This window comes from Saccharothrix longispora (assembly GCF_030852425.1).
Classification (GTDB): domain Bacteria; phylum Actinomycetota; class Actinomycetes; order Mycobacteriales; family Pseudonocardiaceae; genus Actinosynnema; species Actinosynnema longispora.
Genome location: NZ_NSDM01000017.1, coordinates 1,899 through 19,516, shown reverse-complemented (window position 1 = coordinate 19,516; position 17,618 = coordinate 1,899). Strand labels below are relative to the sequence as shown.

The following is a 17,618-nucleotide window of genomic DNA, read 5'->3' as shown; positions in this document are numbered from 1 at the left end:
ATGGCCCTGCTCGACCTGCCCGACTGGGAGCGGTACGCGCCCGAGGTTCGGGAACCCGCCGGTTTCGACGCGTTCTGGTCCGAGACCCTCGCCGAGGCCGCCGCCCACGACCCGCTCGTGGACGTCGTGCCCGTCGCGACGGACCTCGCGCTCGTCGACACCTGGGACGTCACGTTCACCGGGTTCGCCGGCCACCCGATCCGCGCCTGGCTCACCCGACCCGCCGGCACCGCCGGGCGCGACCTGCCCGCCGTCGTGGAGTACCTGGGCTACGGGCGCGGTCGGGGGTTGCCGCACGAGCGGCTGGTGTGGCCCTGCGCCGGGTACGCGCACCTGCTCGTGGACACCAGGGGGCAGGGCGGCCAGTACGGCAACGGCGGCGACACCCCCGACCCGGTGGGGTCCGGACCGGCCGCGCCCGGCTTCCTGACCCGCGGTGTCACCGATCCCCGCACGGCCTACCTGCGCCGGCTGCTCACCGACGCGGCGCGTGCCGTGGACGCCGTCGCCGCGCTGCCCGGCGTGGACGGCGCGCGGATCGCGGTGGCCGGCAACAGCCAGGGCGGCGGCCTCGCCCTGGCCGCCGCCGGGCTCAACCCGAGGGCGGTCGCGCTGCTGGTCAGCGCGCCCCTGCTGTGCGACATCCCCAGGAGCGTCGCGCTCACCGACGCGCACCCGTACGGCGAGATCACCCGGTTCCTGTCCGTGCACCGGGAGGCCGCGGAGCGGGTGCTGGACTCGCTGGCGCACTTCGACGGCGCGCACTTCGCCCGCCGCACCACCGCGGCGGCCCACTTCGGCGTCGGCCTGCGCGACGACGTCTGCCCGCCGGCCGGCGCGTTCGCCGCGTACAACGTCCTGGGCGGCGCGGACAAGGGCATCGAGGTCTACCCGTTCAACGGGCACGAGCACGGCGAGGCCCTGCACTCCGCCCGCCAGCTCGCGTGGCTGGGGAAGCGGTTCGGCGACCGCTGACCCCGACCCCGCCGGGGTGCGCGTCGAGGTGACCGGCCGGGTGGGCGCGCCGGACGTCGCGGTCGGCGACACGCCGAACCCGGTGCGGGAGCGCGGCAGGACGCGACGTACGACCGCACGCCGGCGCCGCGCCCGCTCACGGTGCCGGAGGCCCTGGCACGCGTCCCGTCAGGGAGCCGGGGGCCCGGTCCAGTCGAGGCACACCACCACGGCGTCGTCGAGCAGGTCGGTCCCCTCGTGGTAGTCGAGCAGCTCGGCGATGATGGCCCGCGCCGCCTCGGGCGCGGGCAGGTGGTGGGACCCGCGGATGATCCGGTCGAGGTTGGTGGAGCCGTAGTCGCTGCCGTGCGGCGACCGCGCGGCGTGCACGCCGTCGCTGACGACCACCAGCCGGTCGCCGGGCTCCACGCGCAGCCGCTGCACCTCGTAGTCGGTGCCGTCGAACATGCCCAGCGGCAGCTGGCGCTCGAACGGGACCAGGGTGACCTCGCCGCCGCGCATCCGGAGCATGCGCGGCGACCCGGCGTCGATCACGGACACGTTGCCGGTGGACAGCTCGAACTCCAGCAGCAGGGTGGACACGTGGCACGAGCCGCCGTGCTGGGCGTAGATCGCCTGGTCGGCCAGTGCGGCCTGCCCCTGGAGGTCGAGCCCGGCGCGGCGGGCGTTGCGCAGGGCGCTGATCGCCAGGTTGGTCAGCAGCGCCGCCTGGATGCCCTCGCCCATGCCGTTGGACACGGTGACGGTGAGCCGGTCGGAGGTGGCGCTCCAGTCGAAGTTGTCGCCGTTGATCGTGTAGGCGGGTTCGAGCTGCCCGCCCAGGGAGTACTCGGCCCGCGCGCAGCCGCGCCCGGGCAGCAGCTGCCACTGCATCTCCGCGGCCAGGCTGAGCCGCTCCCGTCTTCGGGCCCGCAGGTACAGGTCGGTGTCGCGCTCGGCGACGACCAGCTCGTGCCCGAGCGCCGTGGCCAGTTCGGCCAGCGCGGGCAGCACGTCGGCGTCGGGCGCCTCGGGCAGCCTGGTGACGAGCACGCCGAGCCGGTCGCCGCGCACCGCCACCGGCAGGTGGGCCACCACCCCGTCCCGGTCCCGGTCGGGTTCGAGCAGCACGCGCTGCGAGGTGAACGCCCTCCCCGCGGTCGTGGTCCGGATCGCCAGCGGCGCCGCCGTCTCGGGCAGCCGGGTGACCGGTTGCAGCACGCTGAGCTTGTAGTCGGCGAGCAGCAGCTCCGTGCCGGTCGCGCCGAAGTCGCTGCGCAGCCGCGCGTGCAGCGTGTCGAGCAGGGCGTGCGGCGGGCTCGTTCTCAGGGCCTGCTCGATGCCGATGACGACGTCGTCCGTCGAGGTCACGGGAGCCTCCTTGCCGGAATCCGGCTCGTGGGGTTGTTCCGGCGAGGGGTCGGGATGACACAGTAGGTGGCATGGCGACCGACGACCAGCAGCACCCGGACGACCCGGCGGCGGCTGTCGAGCGGGCGGCGGACGTGCTCGCCGCGCTGTGGGCGGCCTCGCAGCACGTGCTGGAGACGAGGGTGTCGGCGTCGCAGTTCCAGGCGCTCACCGTGATCGCGCGGCACGGCAAGGTCAACCTGAACGGCCTCGCCGAGGCGATGGGCGCGATCCCGTCGTCGGCGAGCAGGCTGTGCGACCGGCTCCAGGCCGCGGGTTTCGTCGCGCGCAGTGAGAGCAGCCACAGCAGGCGCGAGGTGGAGTTGACGTTGACCCGCAGCGGTCGCGCCCTGATGGCCGAGGTCGGCCGCCTGCGGCGTCAGGAGATCACCCGCATCCTCGCGGCCATGAGCCCCGCGGACCGGATGCACCTGCTGGTGGGTCTGACGGGCTTCGCCCGGGCCGCCGGGTCGGACGCCGACGACTCGCGGGAACGCCCGGCCTGACACCCTGCCCGCCTCCGTGTTTGCCGATCGCACCGTCACGAGCGCATACTAGAGCCGAACTATTGTCATAGTGCAAAAGTCCAGGCTCGGACGATGCGAAGGCGGCCCGTAGTGATCCTCGGTGTGGACCCGCCGGTGGTGGGCCAGGTCCGCTGCTCGTTCGGCGAAGACCCGGCGCGCGTCGAACTGAGCGGCGAGATCGACATGGCGTGCGACGACCAGTTCGACCTGGCCCGCCGGGCACTGGCCGCCAGGCGGCCGACCGACGTCGTGGTGGACCTGGCCGGGGTCGTCTTCTTCGGTGCGGCCGGGCTCCGCTTCCTGGCCGAGCTGATCCAGGCGCTGACGCCCACGGGGCACACCGTCCAGGTGGTCAACCCGTCCCGGTCGGCCGCCCGCCTGCTCGACATCACGGGGTTCGCGATCCACCGGTAGGGCGCGCCGCCGAGCGCCGGCGCGGGTCAGGCCACCTCCAGGTAGTCCACCTCGACCGCCCCGTCGAGGTAGCGCAACCGCACGTCGTTGAACCCGGCGGTCAACGCGACGTCCACCGCCACGCGCGCCCACGTGCCCGAGCCGGGGTACTCCACGACCGCGGCCGCCCCGTCGTCCACCGCCAGCGCGTGCCGCGCGTCGCCGGCCCGCGCGGAATAGCCGATGGAGACCGTGTACGTCCCGTCGACCGGTGCGAACACCCGCACCTCCAGCCGGCTGCCGACCTCCGCGAACCCGCTCACCACCGCGCCCCCCGACGCCCCCTCGACACCCGTGCGCACCACGGCCCGGTGGACCACTCCGCGTTCCGCCTCGTACCGGACCCGGCTGCCGCGCACCACGGGCCGGTCGTCGGCCCAGCCCAGTTCCGCGACGTACGTGCCCCGCCCGAGCCCCGCGAGGTGCCCGTGGAAGAAGACGTGCCCGTCCCCGACGTCCTGCCCGCCGGGCCCGACCACCGCCCCGTCGAACCCGGCCGTGCTCATCAACGGCCGCTCGGCCCGCGCGTACGTCCCGGTCAACGAGCGCGAGACGGCGTACCCGGTCCGGTAGTCGGGACCGTCGTAGGCCCCGGACGAGAAGAACAACACGTACCGGGAAGGCCGTCTGACCAGGACCGGGGCTTCCACGACGCCCTGCTCCTCGGCCCCGAGGTCGTGCAGCAGTCCGACCCGCCCGCCGACGAACGAGACCCCGTCGGCTTCCGTCCGCTGCAACCAGATCGAAGCCCGCCGCCCGATGGCGTTCCCGTCGTTCTTGTAGAGCAGGTACCGCGTCCCGTCGGCGTCCACGAAACTGGCGGGGTCGATCGCCCCGCCCTCGGTCGCGTCGCACACCAGCGGCTGTTCCGACGTGGCCGTGAACGGGCCACCGGGCCCGTCCGCCAGGGCCGCACCCAGGCACATCCGCCCGACGGCGGCACTGGGGCCGGTGAAGTACAGGAGGAAACGCCCGTCCGAGCGCCGGGACACGTCAGGGGCCCAGAACGCGCCGTCACCGGCCCACGCGGGTGCGCGGGGCAGCACGTCACCCCGGATGGTCCAAGGCCCCAGGGGGCTCGACGAAGTCGCGTAGGGCACCCGCCCGCGCCCGGAACTCGTCGAGTAGGCGTAGTAGGTGCCGTCGACCTGGATCACCTCGGGGTCGGGGAAGTCCTCGCCGATGACCAGGCGGGGCCCGACCGCCTCCACACCCGTCGCCCCGGCGACGCCGGCCGCGCTCAGCGCGAACACGACCGCCAGCGCGGTGGCCCGCAACGCCCCCACGGTTCCCCCACGACCTCGGTGCCGGACAACCGCCCCTTCCTACCGGCACCGCGGCCCCGCCGTCGTCGACGACACCGGCCGGGCGTCCGGGTTCACCGGTTCGGGAGCAGGTGGTCGGCATCGGATCACCCGGCGGTGTGATCGCGGTGGGAGGTTCCGCGTTCGCCGGCTCGCAGGTCCCGTCGCGGCGGCGCGAGCGGAGCGTCACCGGGTTGTCACCGCCGGGCGTGGTGGGAACCGCGCGCGGGGCGGGCGCGTCGATCGCTGCGACGGCGCACGTGGGACGCGGAGAACATGGCTGAAGAGACGTTCGGGCCCTACCGGATCGGACCGCTGCTGGGACGTGGCGGCATGGGGGAGGTGCACCGGGCGCACGACACCGCGCACGACCGGGTCGTGGCCCTGAAGCGGCTGTCCCCGGCCTACCACGACGACGAGGCGTTCCGGGCGCGGTTCCGGCGCGAGGCGCAGATCGTGGCCCGGTTGCGCGAGCCGCACGTCATCCCCATCCACGCCTACGGCGAGATCGACGGCCGGCTCTACCTGGACATGCGGCTGGTCGAGGGCTCCGACCTGACCGAGTTGATCGCGGCCGGTCCGCTGGAGGCCGACCGGGCGGTGCGGATCGTGGAGCAGGTGGCGAGCGCGCTGGACGCCGCCCACGCCGACGGGCTCGTGCACCGGGACGTGAAGCCGTCGAACGTGCTGGTGGCGCCGGGCGACTTCGTCTACCTGGTGGACTTCGGCATCGCCCGCAGCGCGTCACCGACCGCGACGCACATCACCGCCTCGGGCGAGGTGGTCGGCACCCTGGACTACATGGCGCCGGAGCGGTTCGACGGCGGTGGCGCGGTGGACGCGCGGGCCGACGTGTACGCGCTGGCCTGCCTCCTCTTCGCCTGCCTGACCGGACGGCGGCCGTTCACCGCCGACGGCACCGCCGCCCAGATCTGGGCGCACATGCAGGAACCCCCGCCCCGCGCGTCGGACCACAACGCCCTGCTCCCGGCGGCGCTGGACCACGTGATCGCCCGGGGCATGGCCAAGGACCCGGGCGCCCGCCACGAGACGGCGGGCGCACTCGCCCAGGCCGCGCGCGCCGCGCTCACCGGTCCGGGAACCGCACCCGGACCGGACCTCGGAGCAGACCCGGAACCGGCCGCTCCCGCGCGTCGGGAACACCGGTCCACCGCTCCGCCGCAGGCCGCCCCGCAGCCGGCGAGCCCGCAGCCGGCGAGCCCGACCCCGGCGGCCCCGCACACCCCTGCCCCCGGCACGCCGCCCCGCCCCGCCACCGGCCCGAACCGGGTCCTGGCCCACCCCGTCACCGGCCCGCACGGCGCCGTGCCGCCGGGACAGGACCGGCGGTACGCCGCCGTCGCCGCCGCGGCGGTCGCCGCCGCCGTCGTGCTCGCCGTGGTCGCGTACCTGGTCATCGACACCACGACCAGGCTGAGCGGCGAAGCCGCCGCCGCGAGCACCACCGCGCCCACCGGCACCACGACCAGGACCAAGGCCACCAAGAGCGGCACCACCCGCACCGGCACCACCACGACCGCCACCACGACGGCCGAGCCGACCCCGAGCCCCCAGGACCAGGCGTTGCTGGCCGCCCTCCCCGGCGTCTACCGGGGCAACGACTCGTGCGCCCCCGCCCAAGCGGAAGGCGAGGGCGTCACCGCCAGGGTCGTCTGCACCGAGGCCAACGAGGTCAGCCCGTACTTCGACCCGCCCGTCCGCGCCGAGTTCCTCCTGTTCGCCTCACGCGCCGCGCAGGACGCGCACTTCCAGGCCGTCGTCACCAGCCGGGGCATCCCGCGCAACGACGCGCGCGGCGGCTGCCGGCCGACGGTCGACGCGATCCACTACTCCACCTACTACCGCAGCCAGGCGGGTCCGCTCGACGGCGAGTTCGTCACCTGCTACTTCGACGGCGGCGCGGGTCACCTGTGGTGGGTGGACGCCAAGACCTCGGTGACGGGCACGCTCGCCACCGGGCCGGGTGCCACCGCGGACAGCCTGGAGAAGCTCGACTTCTGGTGGAACGGCATGATCCTGAGCCGCTCCTGACACGATTCCGGCGGCAGCTCCCCGGACGCGGTTCCCCGGAAGCGATCCGGGGGAGGACTCAGTTGTCCGACCGCTCCTTGCGCTCCGGCCGCGCGCCACCCGTCAGGTGGTGGAGGGTGTTCGTCCGGCGCAGCAGCCGCTCCAGCATGACCGGCCGGTTGTCCAGGGACAGCGCCACGCCGGCGGCCGTCGCGCGGCGTTGGACGGAGAGCAGGGTGGCCAGGCCGTAGGAGTCGCAGAAACCGACGTCCGCGCAGTCCAGGTGCAGGTGGCGCACCTCGCCGCCGGCGAAGGCGGTGTCCACGACGCGCACGAGGTCGTCCCCGTTGTCGTAGGACAGGTCACCGGACAGCACGACGCGCACGGTGTGCGGGTCGACGGTGGCCGGGGTGGACGTCAGCGGTCTGGGTGAGCTCATGCGGCAGGTCCATCGTCGAGGGTGGTGGTCAGCTCGACGCGGGCCCGGTCGAGCAGCCTGGTGGCACGGGGGAAGTCGCGCAGTTCGGCGGCCAGCAGCCGCAGCGCGGGGGGCAGGAAGTGCGGCGGCACGCCGCGGGCACCGAGGATCTCGGCCGTCCAGGACAGGAAGCCCAGGAACAGGCTGTCGTCGCCGGTGTAGAGGGAGGTCGCGAAGAACTCGACGATGTGCGCGAGGTCTTCGGCCGTGTACTGCCGCTGGAGGTCGGTGTAGGTGCGCATGACCGGGAACAGCTCCTCCAGCCCGGTGTAGACGGCCTTCACCAGCTGCGTGCCGGTGCGCGAGACCATCGTGTACTCCTGGTCGCCCAGGTGCGGCAGGTCGTCGATCGGCTGGTGGCCGTTGCGCGGGCGCGGCAGCGGGCCGGACGCCAGGAGTTCGGCGGCGGACCGGGCGTCGGGGGCCCACAGGTCCGCGCCGAGCAGGCGGGCGAAGCGGCCGTCCGGGCCGAACGCGCTGCCGCCCGCCAGCACCGGAACCCCCGCCGCCTGGCAGGCGGTGATCGTGGCGTGGGCGGTCGGCAGCCGGGTGGGGATCGAGCTGGACAGCGCGACCGCGTCCGGGCCGGTGCTGTGCAGGTGCGTGATCAGGTGCGGCGCGGGGACCTGCGCGCCCAGGAAGTCGACCCGGAAACCGCGCAGCTTCAGCACCTCGGCGAGCAGCCGGGCGGGCAGCGCGTGCCACTCGCCGTCGACGCACGCCACGGTGATCCGCTCCCGGTGCGGCACGGGCCGCTCGGCCACGGTGGCGAGCACGCCGATGACGCGGTCGTTGATCACGGTCGCCGCGTGCTCCTGGGCGACGGTGAGGCGGTTGGCCGCCCACTCCACGCCGACCCGCCGCTGGACCGCGCCGATCACGTCCAGCAGCACGGTCTCGGCGTCCAGCCCGCTCTCGACGGCCTTGACCACGACGTCGGCCGCGCCGTGCTCGTCACCGACGACCACGGCGTCCCACAGGCGGTCGGCGCACGCACCCGCGTCGCTCATGCCGTGTACCGGCCTCGGCTCTGACCACCCACCGCGGTCAGGTGCTGCCCGCGCGGCGCGGTGATCGCGAGGACCGCCATGTCGTCGTGGCTGTTCGGCCCGACCCACTGCGACGCGAGCATCTGCACGTGCTCCACCACCGCCTCCGCGGGCATCCCGCCGCACGTGCCCAGCACGCGGCGCAACCGGTCCTCGCCGAACATCTCGCCGCCCAGCGGCCCACCGACGGCCTCGGTGATGCCGTCGGTGTAGAGCAGGCACGTCTCGCCCGGCCCCAGCACGACCTCGGCGGTCGTGGCGTGCACCTCGGGCAGCGCCCCGACGAGGGTGCCCGCCGTGTCGACCTCCTCGACGTCGCCGTTCGCGCGCACGACCAGCGGCGGCAGGTGGCCGCCCGACGTCAGCCGCAGCCGCACGTCCGCCCCGGCGCGGCTCACCGAGGCGAGCACGAGCGTCACGAACCGCGTGTGGTGCGAGCTGAGCAGGGCGTTGTTGAGCAGCGCGAGCACCTGTTGGTGGTCGTCGGACATGGGCAGCAGCGCCTGGAGCGCGGTGCGGACCTTGCCGGTCAGCACCGCCGCCTCCAGGCCCTTGCCGCACACGTCGCCCAGCACGGCGAGGGACTCGCCGGCCGCCCCGCCCTGCTCGACCCGGTGCACGTCGTAGAAGTCGCCGCCGATCCGCTCGGCGGCCTGGGACGCGCGGTACCGCCCGGCGAACTCCACCCCGGCCACGTGGTCCAGCGTCGGCGGCAGCAGGTCGCGCATCAGCGTCTCGGTGATCGACGTCTGCTGCGCGAACATGCGCGCCGCCGACATCGCGTTGCCCGCGCGGGCCGCGAACAGCCGGGCGAACACCTCTTCGTCGTCGGTGAACACGCGCTGCTCGGTGCGTCGCAGCAGCACCAGGGCGCCCGCGGGGATGCCGTGCCCCGGCAACGGGGTCACCACGATCGAGCCGACCTCGCCGAAACCGTCGGGCAGCAGCCACGACGGCGCCGACGCCGGGTCGATCCACCGCGACGGCACCGGCGGGAAGCCCTGGAGGGCCTCGCCCAGGCCGGGCACGTCGTCCGGGTCGAACTCGACCCTGGAGTGCACCGCCGAGCCGCCGCGCACGCAGTGCGCCACCGGGTGGTCGGACCGCCCGCCGGGCGCGATGACCAGCGCCGCGTCCGCCAGGTGGTCCGCGGCCAGCCGTGCGGTGACCTGCATGCAGCGCTCGGGGTTGAGGGAGGTCAGCAGCGCCGTCGACACCTCGCTGAGCAGCGCCGTGCGCTCCCGCTCGATGGTGAGTGCCTCGCGCGCCACCCGGGCGTCGGTGTCGTCGACGAGCCACCACGTGACCGCGCCGGTGTCGTGCTCGACCGGGTGCGCCTCGAAGCTGCGCTCGCCGATCGGGCCGGCCACCGGGCGCGGCTGTCCGTGGGCGTCGGCCAGCCACGGGGAGCAGCCCGAGGCCAGCGCCGTGCCGATCGCGGCGCCGGGGAACAGGTCGTGCGCGGCGCGGTTCAGCGCGCGCACCGTGCCGTCGCCGTCCGCGAGGACGGCCGGGTAGGGCGCGTCCTGCCAGCCGATGTCGGGCACGACACCGGCCGAGGGCACCAGACGATCCGTTTCCACCATGCGTGGGACACCCGTGTCGGGGTCCCGTCCACCTCGCTACGCTCGACTCCTGATCCGCCCGAGTCTACCGCCGGAGCACCCTTTCGCGGGGAGACGGCGCGTCGACCTGCGGGTTCCGCGTGGCGCGGGCCTCAGTCGAGCCGCTCGGCGTGCGCGAGACCGGTCAGCGACAGGACCTGTCCCGCGGGCGAGCCGCCGGGGGCGACGAGCCGCACGCGCAGCGCGGCGGTGAGCTCGTACAGCAGGCGCACCCCCGCGCCGGACAGCAGCGTCACCCCGGTGAGGTCCACGACCAGCGGCAGCGCGCCACCCCGGCCCGCTTCGTGCACGGCGACGCGCAGCGCGTCGGCGGTGTGCGCGTCGACCGGCCCGGTGACGGTGAGCACGGGGTTCGCGGACCGCTCCAGGACCGTGCCGAACCCGCTGCGGGCACGCGCCACGTGCGGCCCCACCCGGTCGACGTGCGCCGGTCGGGTGATCGGGACGAGCAGGCGCACGGTCGTGCCCCCGTCCGAGGACGTCACGTCGACGGTGTCGGCGAAGTGCCGCATCAGGGCGAGCCCGCGCCCGCGCCCGCCGGGCGACTCGGGCGCGGTCCGCCACCGCCCCCGGTCGTGCACCGCGATCTCGGCCGCGCCCAGGTCGGTGAGCCGGGCCGTCACCCGCACCTCGCCGCCGCCCCGGGCGTAGGCGTGCTCGACGGAGTTGGTGACGGCCTCGCCCGCGGAGTGCTGGATCGCGTAGGCGGTGTCCTCGTCCACGTCGGGCACGGCGAGCCAGTCGGCCAACCGCCTGCGCAGGACCGAGAGGTTCGCCGGGTCGCAGTCGAGCGTCACGGACAGCGGCGCCGGGGCCTCGGGCAGCCGTTCGGCCACCAGCACGGTGACGTCGTCGCCGTGGCCGGGCCAGCCCATGCGGTCCACGGCGGCGGCGCACAGCCGGTCCGCCGCGTGGTGCGGCGGTGCGGCGCCGCCGTCCGCGGCGGTGAGCGCGGACGCGGTGACCTCGGCCAGCGCGGTCAGCCCGGCGCCCAGCGGGCGGCCTTCGCGCTCCACCAGTCCGTCGGAGTACAGGACGAGGACGTCGTCGGCCCGCAGCCGGTCGTGCCACGCGCCGCTGTCCGGCGCGCCCACACCGAGCGGCCCGCCGGGCCGGTCGCGTGCCAGGAACCGGGTGCCGCCGTCGGCCGACACGACGAGCGCGGGCGGGTGGGCACGATTCACGCCCCGCACCTCGCCGGTGCCGGTGTCCAGCTCCACCAGGCACACCGCGGCGGCGCGGGCGGGCCGGGAGCGGGCGGCGAACGCGTCGAGCTGCGCCGCCACCGCCTCGACCGGGGCTCCCGACCACAGGGCGTGCAGCGCGACCGCCCGGAGACCCGCCATCGCCGCCGTCGCGCCCGGTCCGTGGCCCACGACGTCGCCCACGAGCAGCGCGACCCGCCCGTCGCCGAGGGGGACGGCGTCGAACCAGTCGCCGCCGGCGGCCCGCTCGTCCGCCGCGGCGACGTGCCGCGCGGCGAGCCGCAGCCGGGGCAGGACGGGCAGCGCCTCGGGCAGCAGGGCGCGCTGCACGTCGTGCACCGCCTCGCGCGCGGCCCGGTGGCGTCGCTCGGCCTGTTCGCGGGCGAGCACCTGCGCGGTCGCGTCGACCACGTGCGCCACGACGCCGCTCACCGCGCCGCCCGCGTCCAGCGCGGGCACGCAGGTGATGGTCGCGAAGCCCTGGTTCCGACCGGCGGGCACCCGCCGCTCCTCGCCGACCACGACGCGGCCCCGCGAGTAGCACTGCCCGACCAGGTCGAGGAGCTGCCGGCCGACCGCCTCCGGCAGGCCCTCGCGCGCCGGGCGGCCCACCGGGTCGGGGAGGTCGCCGACCACCGCCCGCGCGGCGAAGTTGGCCGCCACCACGACCAGGTCCGGTCCGGCGAAGCCCCACACCGCGGCGGGAAGGGCCTCGAAGCACGCGACGACGGCGGCCGGGTCGCCCGCGGCGGGCAGCGGCAGGAGCTCCATGATCCGACGACCCTATGCCCTCGGGCGCGCCCGGATGAGACGGCCTCGGCCTGCGGCTTGCCGAAGCGGAACCCGGTTCGCCGGTTTGGGTTCCGGGCGCAGCGGGAACACCGCGCCGCCCCATCACCGTGACAGAAGGGTGCGCGGCGTGCCGCAGTACGAGGACGACCTGTTCGCCGGCCGGTACCGGTTCGACGGCCTGCTGGGCAGCGGCGGCACGGCCGACGTGCACCGCGCCTGGGACACGCGACTGGACCGGTTCGTCGCGGTGAAGCTGTTCACGCTCGGCGACGACCCCACCGCGCGGCGCCGCTTCCAGCACGAGGTGCGCACCCTGGCCGGCCTCGACCACCCCGCCCTGGTGTCCGTGCAGGACGCGGGCACCGCGGGTCGCACGCCGTTCGTGGTGCTGCGGCTGGTCGACGGCCCGACGCTGCGCGACCGGCTCGCGGACGGTCCCCTGCCGCCGGACGAGGTGCGCGCGCTCGGCGCGCGGCTGGCGGACGCGTTGGCGCACATCCACGAGCGGGACGTGGTGCACCGCGACGTGAAGCCGTCCAACGTGCTGCTCGACGCCGGCGGCAACGCCCACCTCGCCGACTTCGGCCTGGCCCGCGCGCCGGGCACGACCCGCCTCACCCGGCGCGACCAGGTGGTCGGTTCGGCCGCGTACCTGGCGCCCGAGCAGGTGCGCGGCGCGGAGGTCGGTCCGCCGGCCGACGTCTACTCGCTGGGCCTGGTGCTGCTGGAGTGCCTGACCGGCCGCCGCGAGTACGGCGGCGGGGCCGTGGCCGCCGCGTTCGCCCGCCTCGACCGGCCGCCCGCCGTGCCACCGGACCTGCCCGCCGACCTGACCCGCCTGCTGTTGCTGATGACGGCCCTGTCGGTGCGGCGCAGACCCGGCGCCGCCGAGTGCGCCCGCGCCCTCGGCGGTCGCTGAAAGCGGTTGCCGGGGGCCTCTGGCGAACGCGATGCTCGACCGGTGGAGACGACGCTGGGTGTGCCCGCGCATGGTGGTGGCGTGCTCGTGCGGCACCCCGGGGCGACGATCAGCCTGCTCGGCGGGGTGTCGCGGACGTCCGGGCTGGACGTGGACCTCCTCGTCCGGCGGCCGGCGGACCGCCGCACCGCCCTCGAACGGCAGCGCGACGTCCGGGAGCGGCGCGGCGACGTCCCGGTCGGCGGCGTCCCGGTCACGGGCGGCCCGCGCGTCGGGTGGCTCGACGGCGACCGCGTGCGCCCCGCCCACCCCGTGGCGTGGTCGTCGGAGAGCGGCGACCGGGAGGTCGGGCCGCACCACCGGGCCCGCTACCGGCTGCCACCGCTCTTCGACGAGGTCCGACTGGTGATCGCGTGGACGGCGCTCGACATCCCGGACGCCGAGGTCACCCTGCCGCTGCCGGACCGGGAGGCGGTGGCGCGCGGCACCACCCCGGTCTGGGACGCGCCCGCGCTCGCCACGCCGACTGCCCGCGGGTCCGGGGCCCACGGCTTCGGAGAACGCCCCGGAGCCGCCCCCCGGCCCGGGGTGGACGAGCCGGGCCGGGTCGTCGCGGCGCGACGGGTCCTGCACCGCGCCGACCACGCGGTGCTGGTGCTCGACCGGCTCGCCGTCCTCGGCCCCGACCTGTTGTCCCTCGACCTGGAGTGCCTGGCCCGCGGCGACGTGGCGCGCGAGGTCACGGCCGCGTTCCCGTCGGGGGCGGACGACCCGGGGCCGCGCGTCGCGGTGCTGCACGGCGGTGTCGCCCGCACGGGTCACGCCCTGCGCGGTTCGTCCTCCTCCGGCGGTGACGTGCTGACGTGCGCCCGGGAGTTCGCGCTGGAGCGGCACGGCGACGTCGTCGACCTGCTCGTGGCCTGGCCGGCGGCCGGCCTCGGCCCGGCCCTCGCGCGCATCCCCCTCGACCGGGCCTGAGCGGTCCGGGCGTCGGGAGGCGTGCACCGCCGACGCCCGTGCCGCCGGCCGGTCGCCCTACGCGGGGGCCCGGACGGTGCGGAACGCCGCCCGGTAGCCGCCGGGGTTGGTGCCGACGACGCGCTTGAACCGGTCGCGGAACGCCGTGGGGGAGCCGAACCCGACCTGGGCGGCGATGCGGTCCACCGGGTGGTCCGTCGCTTCGAGCAGGTACTGGGCCCGGCGGACGCGGGCGCGCAGCAGCCACTGGAGCGGGGTGGTGCCGGTCTGCTCGCGGAAGCGGCGGTTCAGCGTCCGGGTGCTCATGCCCGCCCGCGCGGCGATGTCCTCCAGGGCGAGGTCCCGCGCCGCGTTGTCCTCCAGCCACGCCAGCAGCGGTTCCATCGTCGCGCCGCGCGGCACCGGGGGCGGGTCGTGGACGATGAACTGCGACTGGCCGCCCTCGCGCTCCAGCGGCACGACCGACAGCCGCGCGGCGTCGGCGGCCACGGCCGAACCGTGGTCGCGGCGGATCAGGTGCAGGCACAGGTCCAGGCCCGCCGCCGCACCCGCCGAGGTGAGGAACTGGCCGTTGTCCACGTAGAGCACGTCCGGGTCGACCTCGACCGCCGGGTGGCGCGCGGCCAGCAGGGGCGCGGCCACCCAGTGGGTCGTCGCCCGCAGGCCGTCCAGCAGGCCGGTCGCGGCGAGGATGAACGCGCCCGAGCAGATCGAGGCGATGCGGGTGCCCCGCGCGGCCGCCGCGCGCAGCGCGTGGAGCACGTCGTCGTCCAGCGGGGCGGTGGGGGTGGCGCAGCCGGGCAGCACGATCGTGTCCGCGTCGGCGAGCGCGTCCAGCCCCCAGTGGGCCTGGAGGGTGAACGCGCCCGCGTTCACGGTGGGGGTGGCCGCGCACACGCGGACCCGGTACGGCGTGCGCCCGTCGGGCAGGCGGGTGCGGGTGAACACCTCCAGCGGGGTGCCCAGGTCGAACGGGATGACCTGGTCCAGGGCCAGGACGGCGACCGTGTGCATGTGGCCACGGTAACCGGTTCCGGACAGCCGGTTGACCTGCGTCACCCGGCGCTACCCGCAGGTCGGCGTGGTTGGCCGGAATCGGGTGGAAGATGGCAGTCCGGACAGTACCGCTCGCGCCGGCGGTGCGGTTGGCTCCGTGATCATGACCAAGTTGTTGTTGTCGCTGCACGTGCTGGCCGCGATCGTCGCGATCGGGCCGGTGACCGCGGCGGCGAGCATGTTCCCCGCCGCCACGCGCCGCGCGCTGGCCACGGGGGCGGACCGCGACGTCGCGGTGCTGCGCACGCTCAACCGCATCTGCCGCGTCTACGCCGCCCTCGGCATCGCGGTGCCGCTGTTCGGCCTGTTCACGGCGAGCAGCCTCGACGTGCTCGGTGACGCCTGGCTGATCACGTCGATCGCCCTGACCGCCGTCGCGGCGGGCGTGCTCGTGCTGGCCGTGCTGCCGCGCCAGCGGGCCGTGCTGGACGGGTTCGGCCGCGAGCCGGTCGAGGTGGACGTGAAGTGGCCCGCGCGGCTCGCGATGCACACCGGCCTGTTCAACGTGCTGTGGGCCGTCGTCACCGTGCTGATGATCGTCCGGCCGGGGTCGACCACGGGGGCGTGACGGTCGCCGGGCGGGGTTTCGACCGTGCGGGGGAGTGGAACCTCGGGCATGGTTTCCGGCAGTCGAGGCGGGGATGTGGGGGGCGTTTTGCCCGGCTATGTCCGTTTCTGCGAAGCTGCCACCCTCACCGGTGAACGGAAGGCGGGGTAACGGGTGCTGGAGATCGATGCGCTGACCTGGGGCTTGACCATCGGGTTGATCGTGGTGCTGCTCGCGGTGGACCTGGTGCTCGCCGCCGTGCGGCCCCACCGGGTCGGGTTCGGCGAGGCGACCGCCTGGTCGGTGTTCTACATCCTCGTCGCCATCGGGTTCGGCGTGTGGTTGACGATGGCACACGGGGGTGGGTTCGGCACCGAGTACTTCGCCGGTTACATCGTCGAGAAGTCGCTGTCGGTCGACAACCTGTTCGTCTTCGTGATCATCATGACCACGTTCGCCGTGCCCGAGGAGCACCAGCACAAGGTGCTGACGTTCGGCATCGTGCTGGCGCTGGTGATGCGGGCCGCCTTCATCGCGCTCGGCGCGACGCTGCTGTCGCTGTTCTCGTTCATGTTCCTGCTGTTCGGCCTGCTGCTGATCTTCACCGCGGTCCAGCTGTTCCGGCACCGCAACGAGGACCCGGACGTGGAGAACAACGCGGTCGTGCGCACCGCCCGGCGCCTGCTGCCGCTGTCGACCGAGTACGACGGCGGCAGGCTGTTCACCAGGGAGGCCGGCAAGCGGGTGGGCACGCCGCTGCTCATCGTGCTGGTCGCCATCGGCGGCATCGACCTGCTGTTCGCCCTCGACTCCATCCCGGCCGTGTTCGGCGTGACGGAGGAGCCGTACATCGTCTTCGTCGCCAACGCCTTCGCCCTGCTCGGCCTGCGAGCGCTGTTCTTCCTGGTGAAGGGGCTGCTCGACCGGCTGGTCTACCTGTCGACGGGCTTGGCGCTCATCCTCGCGTTCATCGGCGTGAAACTGATCCTGCACTGGCTGCACGTCGACATCTCGCCGAGCGTGCCGGAGATCGCGACGCCGGTCAGCCTGGGCGTGATCATCGGTGTCCTGGCGATCGTCACGGTGGCCAGCCTGCTGAAGACCCGCAAGGACCCGTCCGCCAAGGCCCACCCCGGCTCGCTGCGGGCGAGCAAGCCCCGATCGGGCGAGCAGAAGCGCTGATCGGGACCATTGGTCCATATGCTCAATAACTTCAGTGTGGACAAAAAATAACCCTGTCGCGACATCGGACTCGACGTCCGCCTCCTGACCAGCGAAAACCTGCCGAGGAGAGACGTCATTAGGCTCGACGCCGTGATGATCGAATTCGACGTCGAGTTGCCCGGTGGTCCCGTGCTGCACGCCTACGACACGGGAGGTGACGGGTTCCCGGTGCTGTGGCACCACGGGACGCCCAACGTCGGCGCGCCGCCCGCGCCGACGTTCGCGGACGCCGAGCGGTTCGGGCTGCGGTGGCTGTCCTACGACCGGTTCGGGTACGGCGGCTCGTCGGCGTCGCCGGGGCGTGACGTGGCGTCGGCGGCGGCGTGCGCGGCGGCCGTGGCGGACGCCGCCGGGGTGGGCCGGTTCGCGGTGGTGGGGCACTCGGGTGGTGGTCCGCACGCGTTGGCCTGTGGCGCGTTGTCGCCCGAGCGGGTCGTGGCCGTGGTGTCGGTGTCGGGGTTGGCCCCGTACGGCGCGGAGGGGCTGGACTGGTTCGCGGGGATGGCCGAATCGGGGGCGTCGGCGTTGCGCGCGGCGGCGGCGGGTCGTGCGGCGAAGGCGGCGTTCGAGGCGTCGGCGGGGGAGCAGGACCCGGGGTTCACGTCGGCGGACTGGGCGGCGCTGGCGGGGGAGTGGGCGTGGTTCGAGTCGGTGGTGGGGCCCGCGCTGGGCGCGTCGGGGGCGGTGGACGACGAGTTGGCGTACGTGGCGGAGTGGGGGTTCGACCCGGCTGACGTGGTGGCGCCGGTGCTGCTGGTGCACGGTGGTCGGGACCGCGTGGTGCCGGTGGGGCACGCGCGGTGGTTGGCGCGGCGGTGCGCGGGGGCGGAGCTGTGGGTGGCGGAGGAGGAGGGCCACCTGTCGGTGCTGGCGGGGGCCGCGTCCTGGGTGGAGTGGGTGCGGGCGCGGTGGGACGAGGCCGTGGGGCGGTGACGCCTGAGGGTGTCGCCCAGGGGTGGTTCGGCTGGGGGTGGTTCGGCTGGGGTGAGTCGGCTGAGGTCAGTGCTGCGCGGGGTGCGCGGCGGGGGTGAGTTCGCGGGCCAGCGTGACGGCGGCGCGGGCGGGG

The 17,618-nt window shown here is 75.0% G+C and carries 16 protein-coding genes; 9 read left to right on the top strand and 7 right to left on the bottom strand.

Going from position 1 to position 17,618, the window contains the following annotated elements; genetic code table 11:
- The gene (locus CKY47_RS31075) at positions 1-975 is read left to right on the top strand and encodes an acetylxylan esterase (RefSeq protein WP_306749893.1); all 975 of its coding nucleotides are present in this window, start codon (positions 1-3) and stop codon (positions 973-975) included.
- A 168-nt stretch (positions 976-1,143) separates the two neighbouring features.
- Here CKY47_RS31075 and CKY47_RS31070 read toward each other — a convergent pair whose 3' ends face one another.
- A complete protein-coding gene (locus tag CKY47_RS31070) occupies positions 1,144-2,325 on the bottom strand; it encodes a PP2C family protein-serine/threonine phosphatase (protein ID WP_306749892.1) in 1,182 nt (393 codons plus the stop codon).
- 71 nt (positions 2,326-2,396) lie between these two features.
- On the opposite strand from CKY47_RS31070, the gene CKY47_RS31065 reads away from it, so the two are divergent.
- A complete protein-coding gene (locus CKY47_RS31065; protein ID WP_306749891.1) occupies positions 2,397-2,870 on the top strand; it encodes a MarR family winged helix-turn-helix transcriptional regulator in 474 nt (157 codons plus the stop codon).
- Positions 2,871-2,981: 111 nt separating this feature from the next.
- The gene (locus CKY47_RS31060) at positions 2,982-3,305 is read left to right on the top strand and encodes an STAS domain-containing protein (protein ID WP_306749890.1); all 324 of its coding nucleotides are present in this window, start codon (positions 2,982-2,984) and stop codon (positions 3,303-3,305) included.
- A 26-nt stretch (positions 3,306-3,331) separates the two neighbouring features.
- Here CKY47_RS31060 and CKY47_RS31055 read toward each other — a convergent pair whose 3' ends face one another.
- The gene (locus CKY47_RS31055) at positions 3,332-4,630 is read right to left on the bottom strand and encodes a family 43 glycosylhydrolase (protein WP_306749889.1); all 1,299 of its coding nucleotides are present in this window, start codon (positions 4,628-4,630) and stop codon (positions 3,332-3,334) included.
- A gap of 294 nt (positions 4,631-4,924) precedes the next feature.
- Here CKY47_RS31055 and CKY47_RS31050 point away from each other — a divergent pair, with 294 nt between their 5' ends.
- Complete coding sequence (locus CKY47_RS31050) at positions 4,925-6,700, top strand: serine/threonine-protein kinase (RefSeq protein WP_306749888.1); 1,776 nt, start codon at positions 4,925-4,927, stop codon at positions 6,698-6,700.
- A 58-nt stretch (positions 6,701-6,758) separates the two neighbouring features.
- Here CKY47_RS31050 and CKY47_RS31045 read toward each other — a convergent pair whose 3' ends face one another.
- The 4 genes from CKY47_RS31045 to CKY47_RS31030 all read right to left on the bottom strand — a co-directional run bounded on the left by CKY47_RS31045 (position 6,759) and on the right by CKY47_RS31030 (position 11,807).
- Positions 6,759-7,118, bottom strand: a complete 360-nt coding sequence (locus CKY47_RS31045) for an STAS domain-containing protein (protein ID WP_306749887.1) — start codon at positions 7,116-7,118, stop codon at positions 6,759-6,761.
- Positions 7,115-8,167, bottom strand: a complete 1,053-nt coding sequence (locus CKY47_RS31040) for a cobalamin B12-binding domain-containing protein (protein WP_306749886.1) — start codon at positions 8,165-8,167, stop codon at positions 7,115-7,117. Before CKY47_RS31040 ends, CKY47_RS31045 begins: the two co-directional genes overlap by 4 nt.
- On the bottom strand, positions 8,164-9,771 hold the full coding sequence (locus tag CKY47_RS31035; RefSeq protein ID WP_306749885.1) for a PP2C family protein-serine/threonine phosphatase: 1,608 nt from the start codon (positions 9,769-9,771) through the stop codon (positions 8,164-8,166). Before CKY47_RS31035 ends, CKY47_RS31040 begins: the two co-directional genes overlap by 4 nt.
- A gap of 152 nt (positions 9,772-9,923) precedes the next feature.
- Positions 9,924-11,807 carry a SpoIIE family protein phosphatase gene (locus CKY47_RS31030; RefSeq protein WP_306749884.1) on the bottom strand — a complete coding sequence of 628 codons (1,884 nt, stop codon included), beginning with the start codon at positions 11,805-11,807 and terminating at the stop codon, positions 9,924-9,926.
- 148 nt (positions 11,808-11,955) lie between these two features.
- On the opposite strand from CKY47_RS31030, the gene CKY47_RS31025 reads away from it, so the two are divergent.
- Positions 11,956-12,747 (top strand): serine/threonine-protein kinase, encoded by a 792-nt coding sequence (locus tag CKY47_RS31025; RefSeq protein WP_306749883.1) that lies wholly within the window; start codon positions 11,956-11,958, stop codon positions 12,745-12,747.
- Between the two features lie 42 nt (positions 12,748-12,789).
- Positions 12,790-13,725: a hypothetical protein gene (locus tag CKY47_RS31020; protein WP_306749882.1), complete on the top strand. Its 936-nt coding sequence runs from the start codon at positions 12,790-12,792 to the stop codon at positions 13,723-13,725.
- A 57-nt stretch (positions 13,726-13,782) separates the two neighbouring features.
- Here CKY47_RS31020 and CKY47_RS31015 read toward each other — a convergent pair whose 3' ends face one another.
- Positions 13,783-14,739 carry a GlxA family transcriptional regulator gene (locus CKY47_RS31015; protein ID WP_306749881.1) on the bottom strand — a complete coding sequence of 319 codons (957 nt, stop codon included), beginning with the start codon at positions 14,737-14,739 and terminating at the stop codon, positions 13,783-13,785.
- 145 nt (positions 14,740-14,884) lie between these two features.
- Here CKY47_RS31015 and CKY47_RS31010 point away from each other — a divergent pair, with 145 nt between their 5' ends.
- The 3 genes from CKY47_RS31010 to CKY47_RS31000 all read left to right on the top strand — a co-directional run bounded on the left by CKY47_RS31010 (position 14,885) and on the right by CKY47_RS31000 (position 17,485).
- Entirely contained in the window at positions 14,885-15,349 is a 465-nt protein-coding gene (locus CKY47_RS31010) for a hypothetical protein (protein ID WP_306749880.1), read from the top strand.
- A gap of 153 nt (positions 15,350-15,502) precedes the next feature.
- On the top strand, positions 15,503-16,510 hold the full coding sequence (locus CKY47_RS31005; RefSeq protein WP_306749879.1) for a TerC/Alx family metal homeostasis membrane protein: 1,008 nt from the start codon (positions 15,503-15,505) through the stop codon (positions 16,508-16,510).
- Between the two features lie 135 nt (positions 16,511-16,645).
- Positions 16,646-17,485 (top strand): alpha/beta fold hydrolase, encoded by an 840-nt coding sequence (locus CKY47_RS31000; RefSeq protein ID WP_306750008.1) that lies wholly within the window; start codon positions 16,646-16,648, stop codon positions 17,483-17,485.
- Positions 17,486-17,618 lie beyond the last annotated feature (133 nt).

Excerpts from the sequence above, each read along its gene's own strand:
- CKY47_RS31030 (WP_306749884.1), bottom strand. The coding sequence starts at position 11,807 with ATGGAGCTCCTGCCGCTGCCCGCCGCGGGCGACCCGGCCGCCGTCGTC.
- CKY47_RS31065 (WP_306749891.1), top strand. The coding sequence starts at position 2,397 with ATGGCGACCGACGACCAGCAGCACCCGGACGACCCGGCGGCGGCTGTC.
- CKY47_RS31075 (WP_306749893.1), top strand. The coding sequence starts at position 1 with ATGGCCCTGCTCGACCTGCCCGACTGGGAGCGGTACGCGCCCGAGGTT.
- CKY47_RS31045 (WP_306749887.1), bottom strand. The coding sequence starts at position 7,118 with ATGAGCTCACCCAGACCGCTGACGTCCACCCCGGCCACCGTCGACCCG.
- CKY47_RS31010 (WP_306749880.1), top strand. The coding sequence starts at position 14,885 with ATGACCAAGTTGTTGTTGTCGCTGCACGTGCTGGCCGCGATCGTCGCG.
- CKY47_RS31050 (WP_306749888.1), top strand. The coding sequence starts at position 4,925 with ATGGCTGAAGAGACGTTCGGGCCCTACCGGATCGGACCGCTGCTGGGA.
- CKY47_RS31000 (WP_306750008.1), top strand. The coding sequence starts at position 16,646 with ATGATCGAATTCGACGTCGAGTTGCCCGGTGGTCCCGTGCTGCACGCC.
- CKY47_RS31015 (WP_306749881.1), bottom strand. The coding sequence starts at position 14,739 with ATGCACACGGTCGCCGTCCTGGCCCTGGACCAGGTCATCCCGTTCGAC.
- CKY47_RS31040 (WP_306749886.1), bottom strand. The coding sequence starts at position 8,167 with ATGAGCGACGCGGGTGCGTGCGCCGACCGCCTGTGGGACGCCGTGGTC.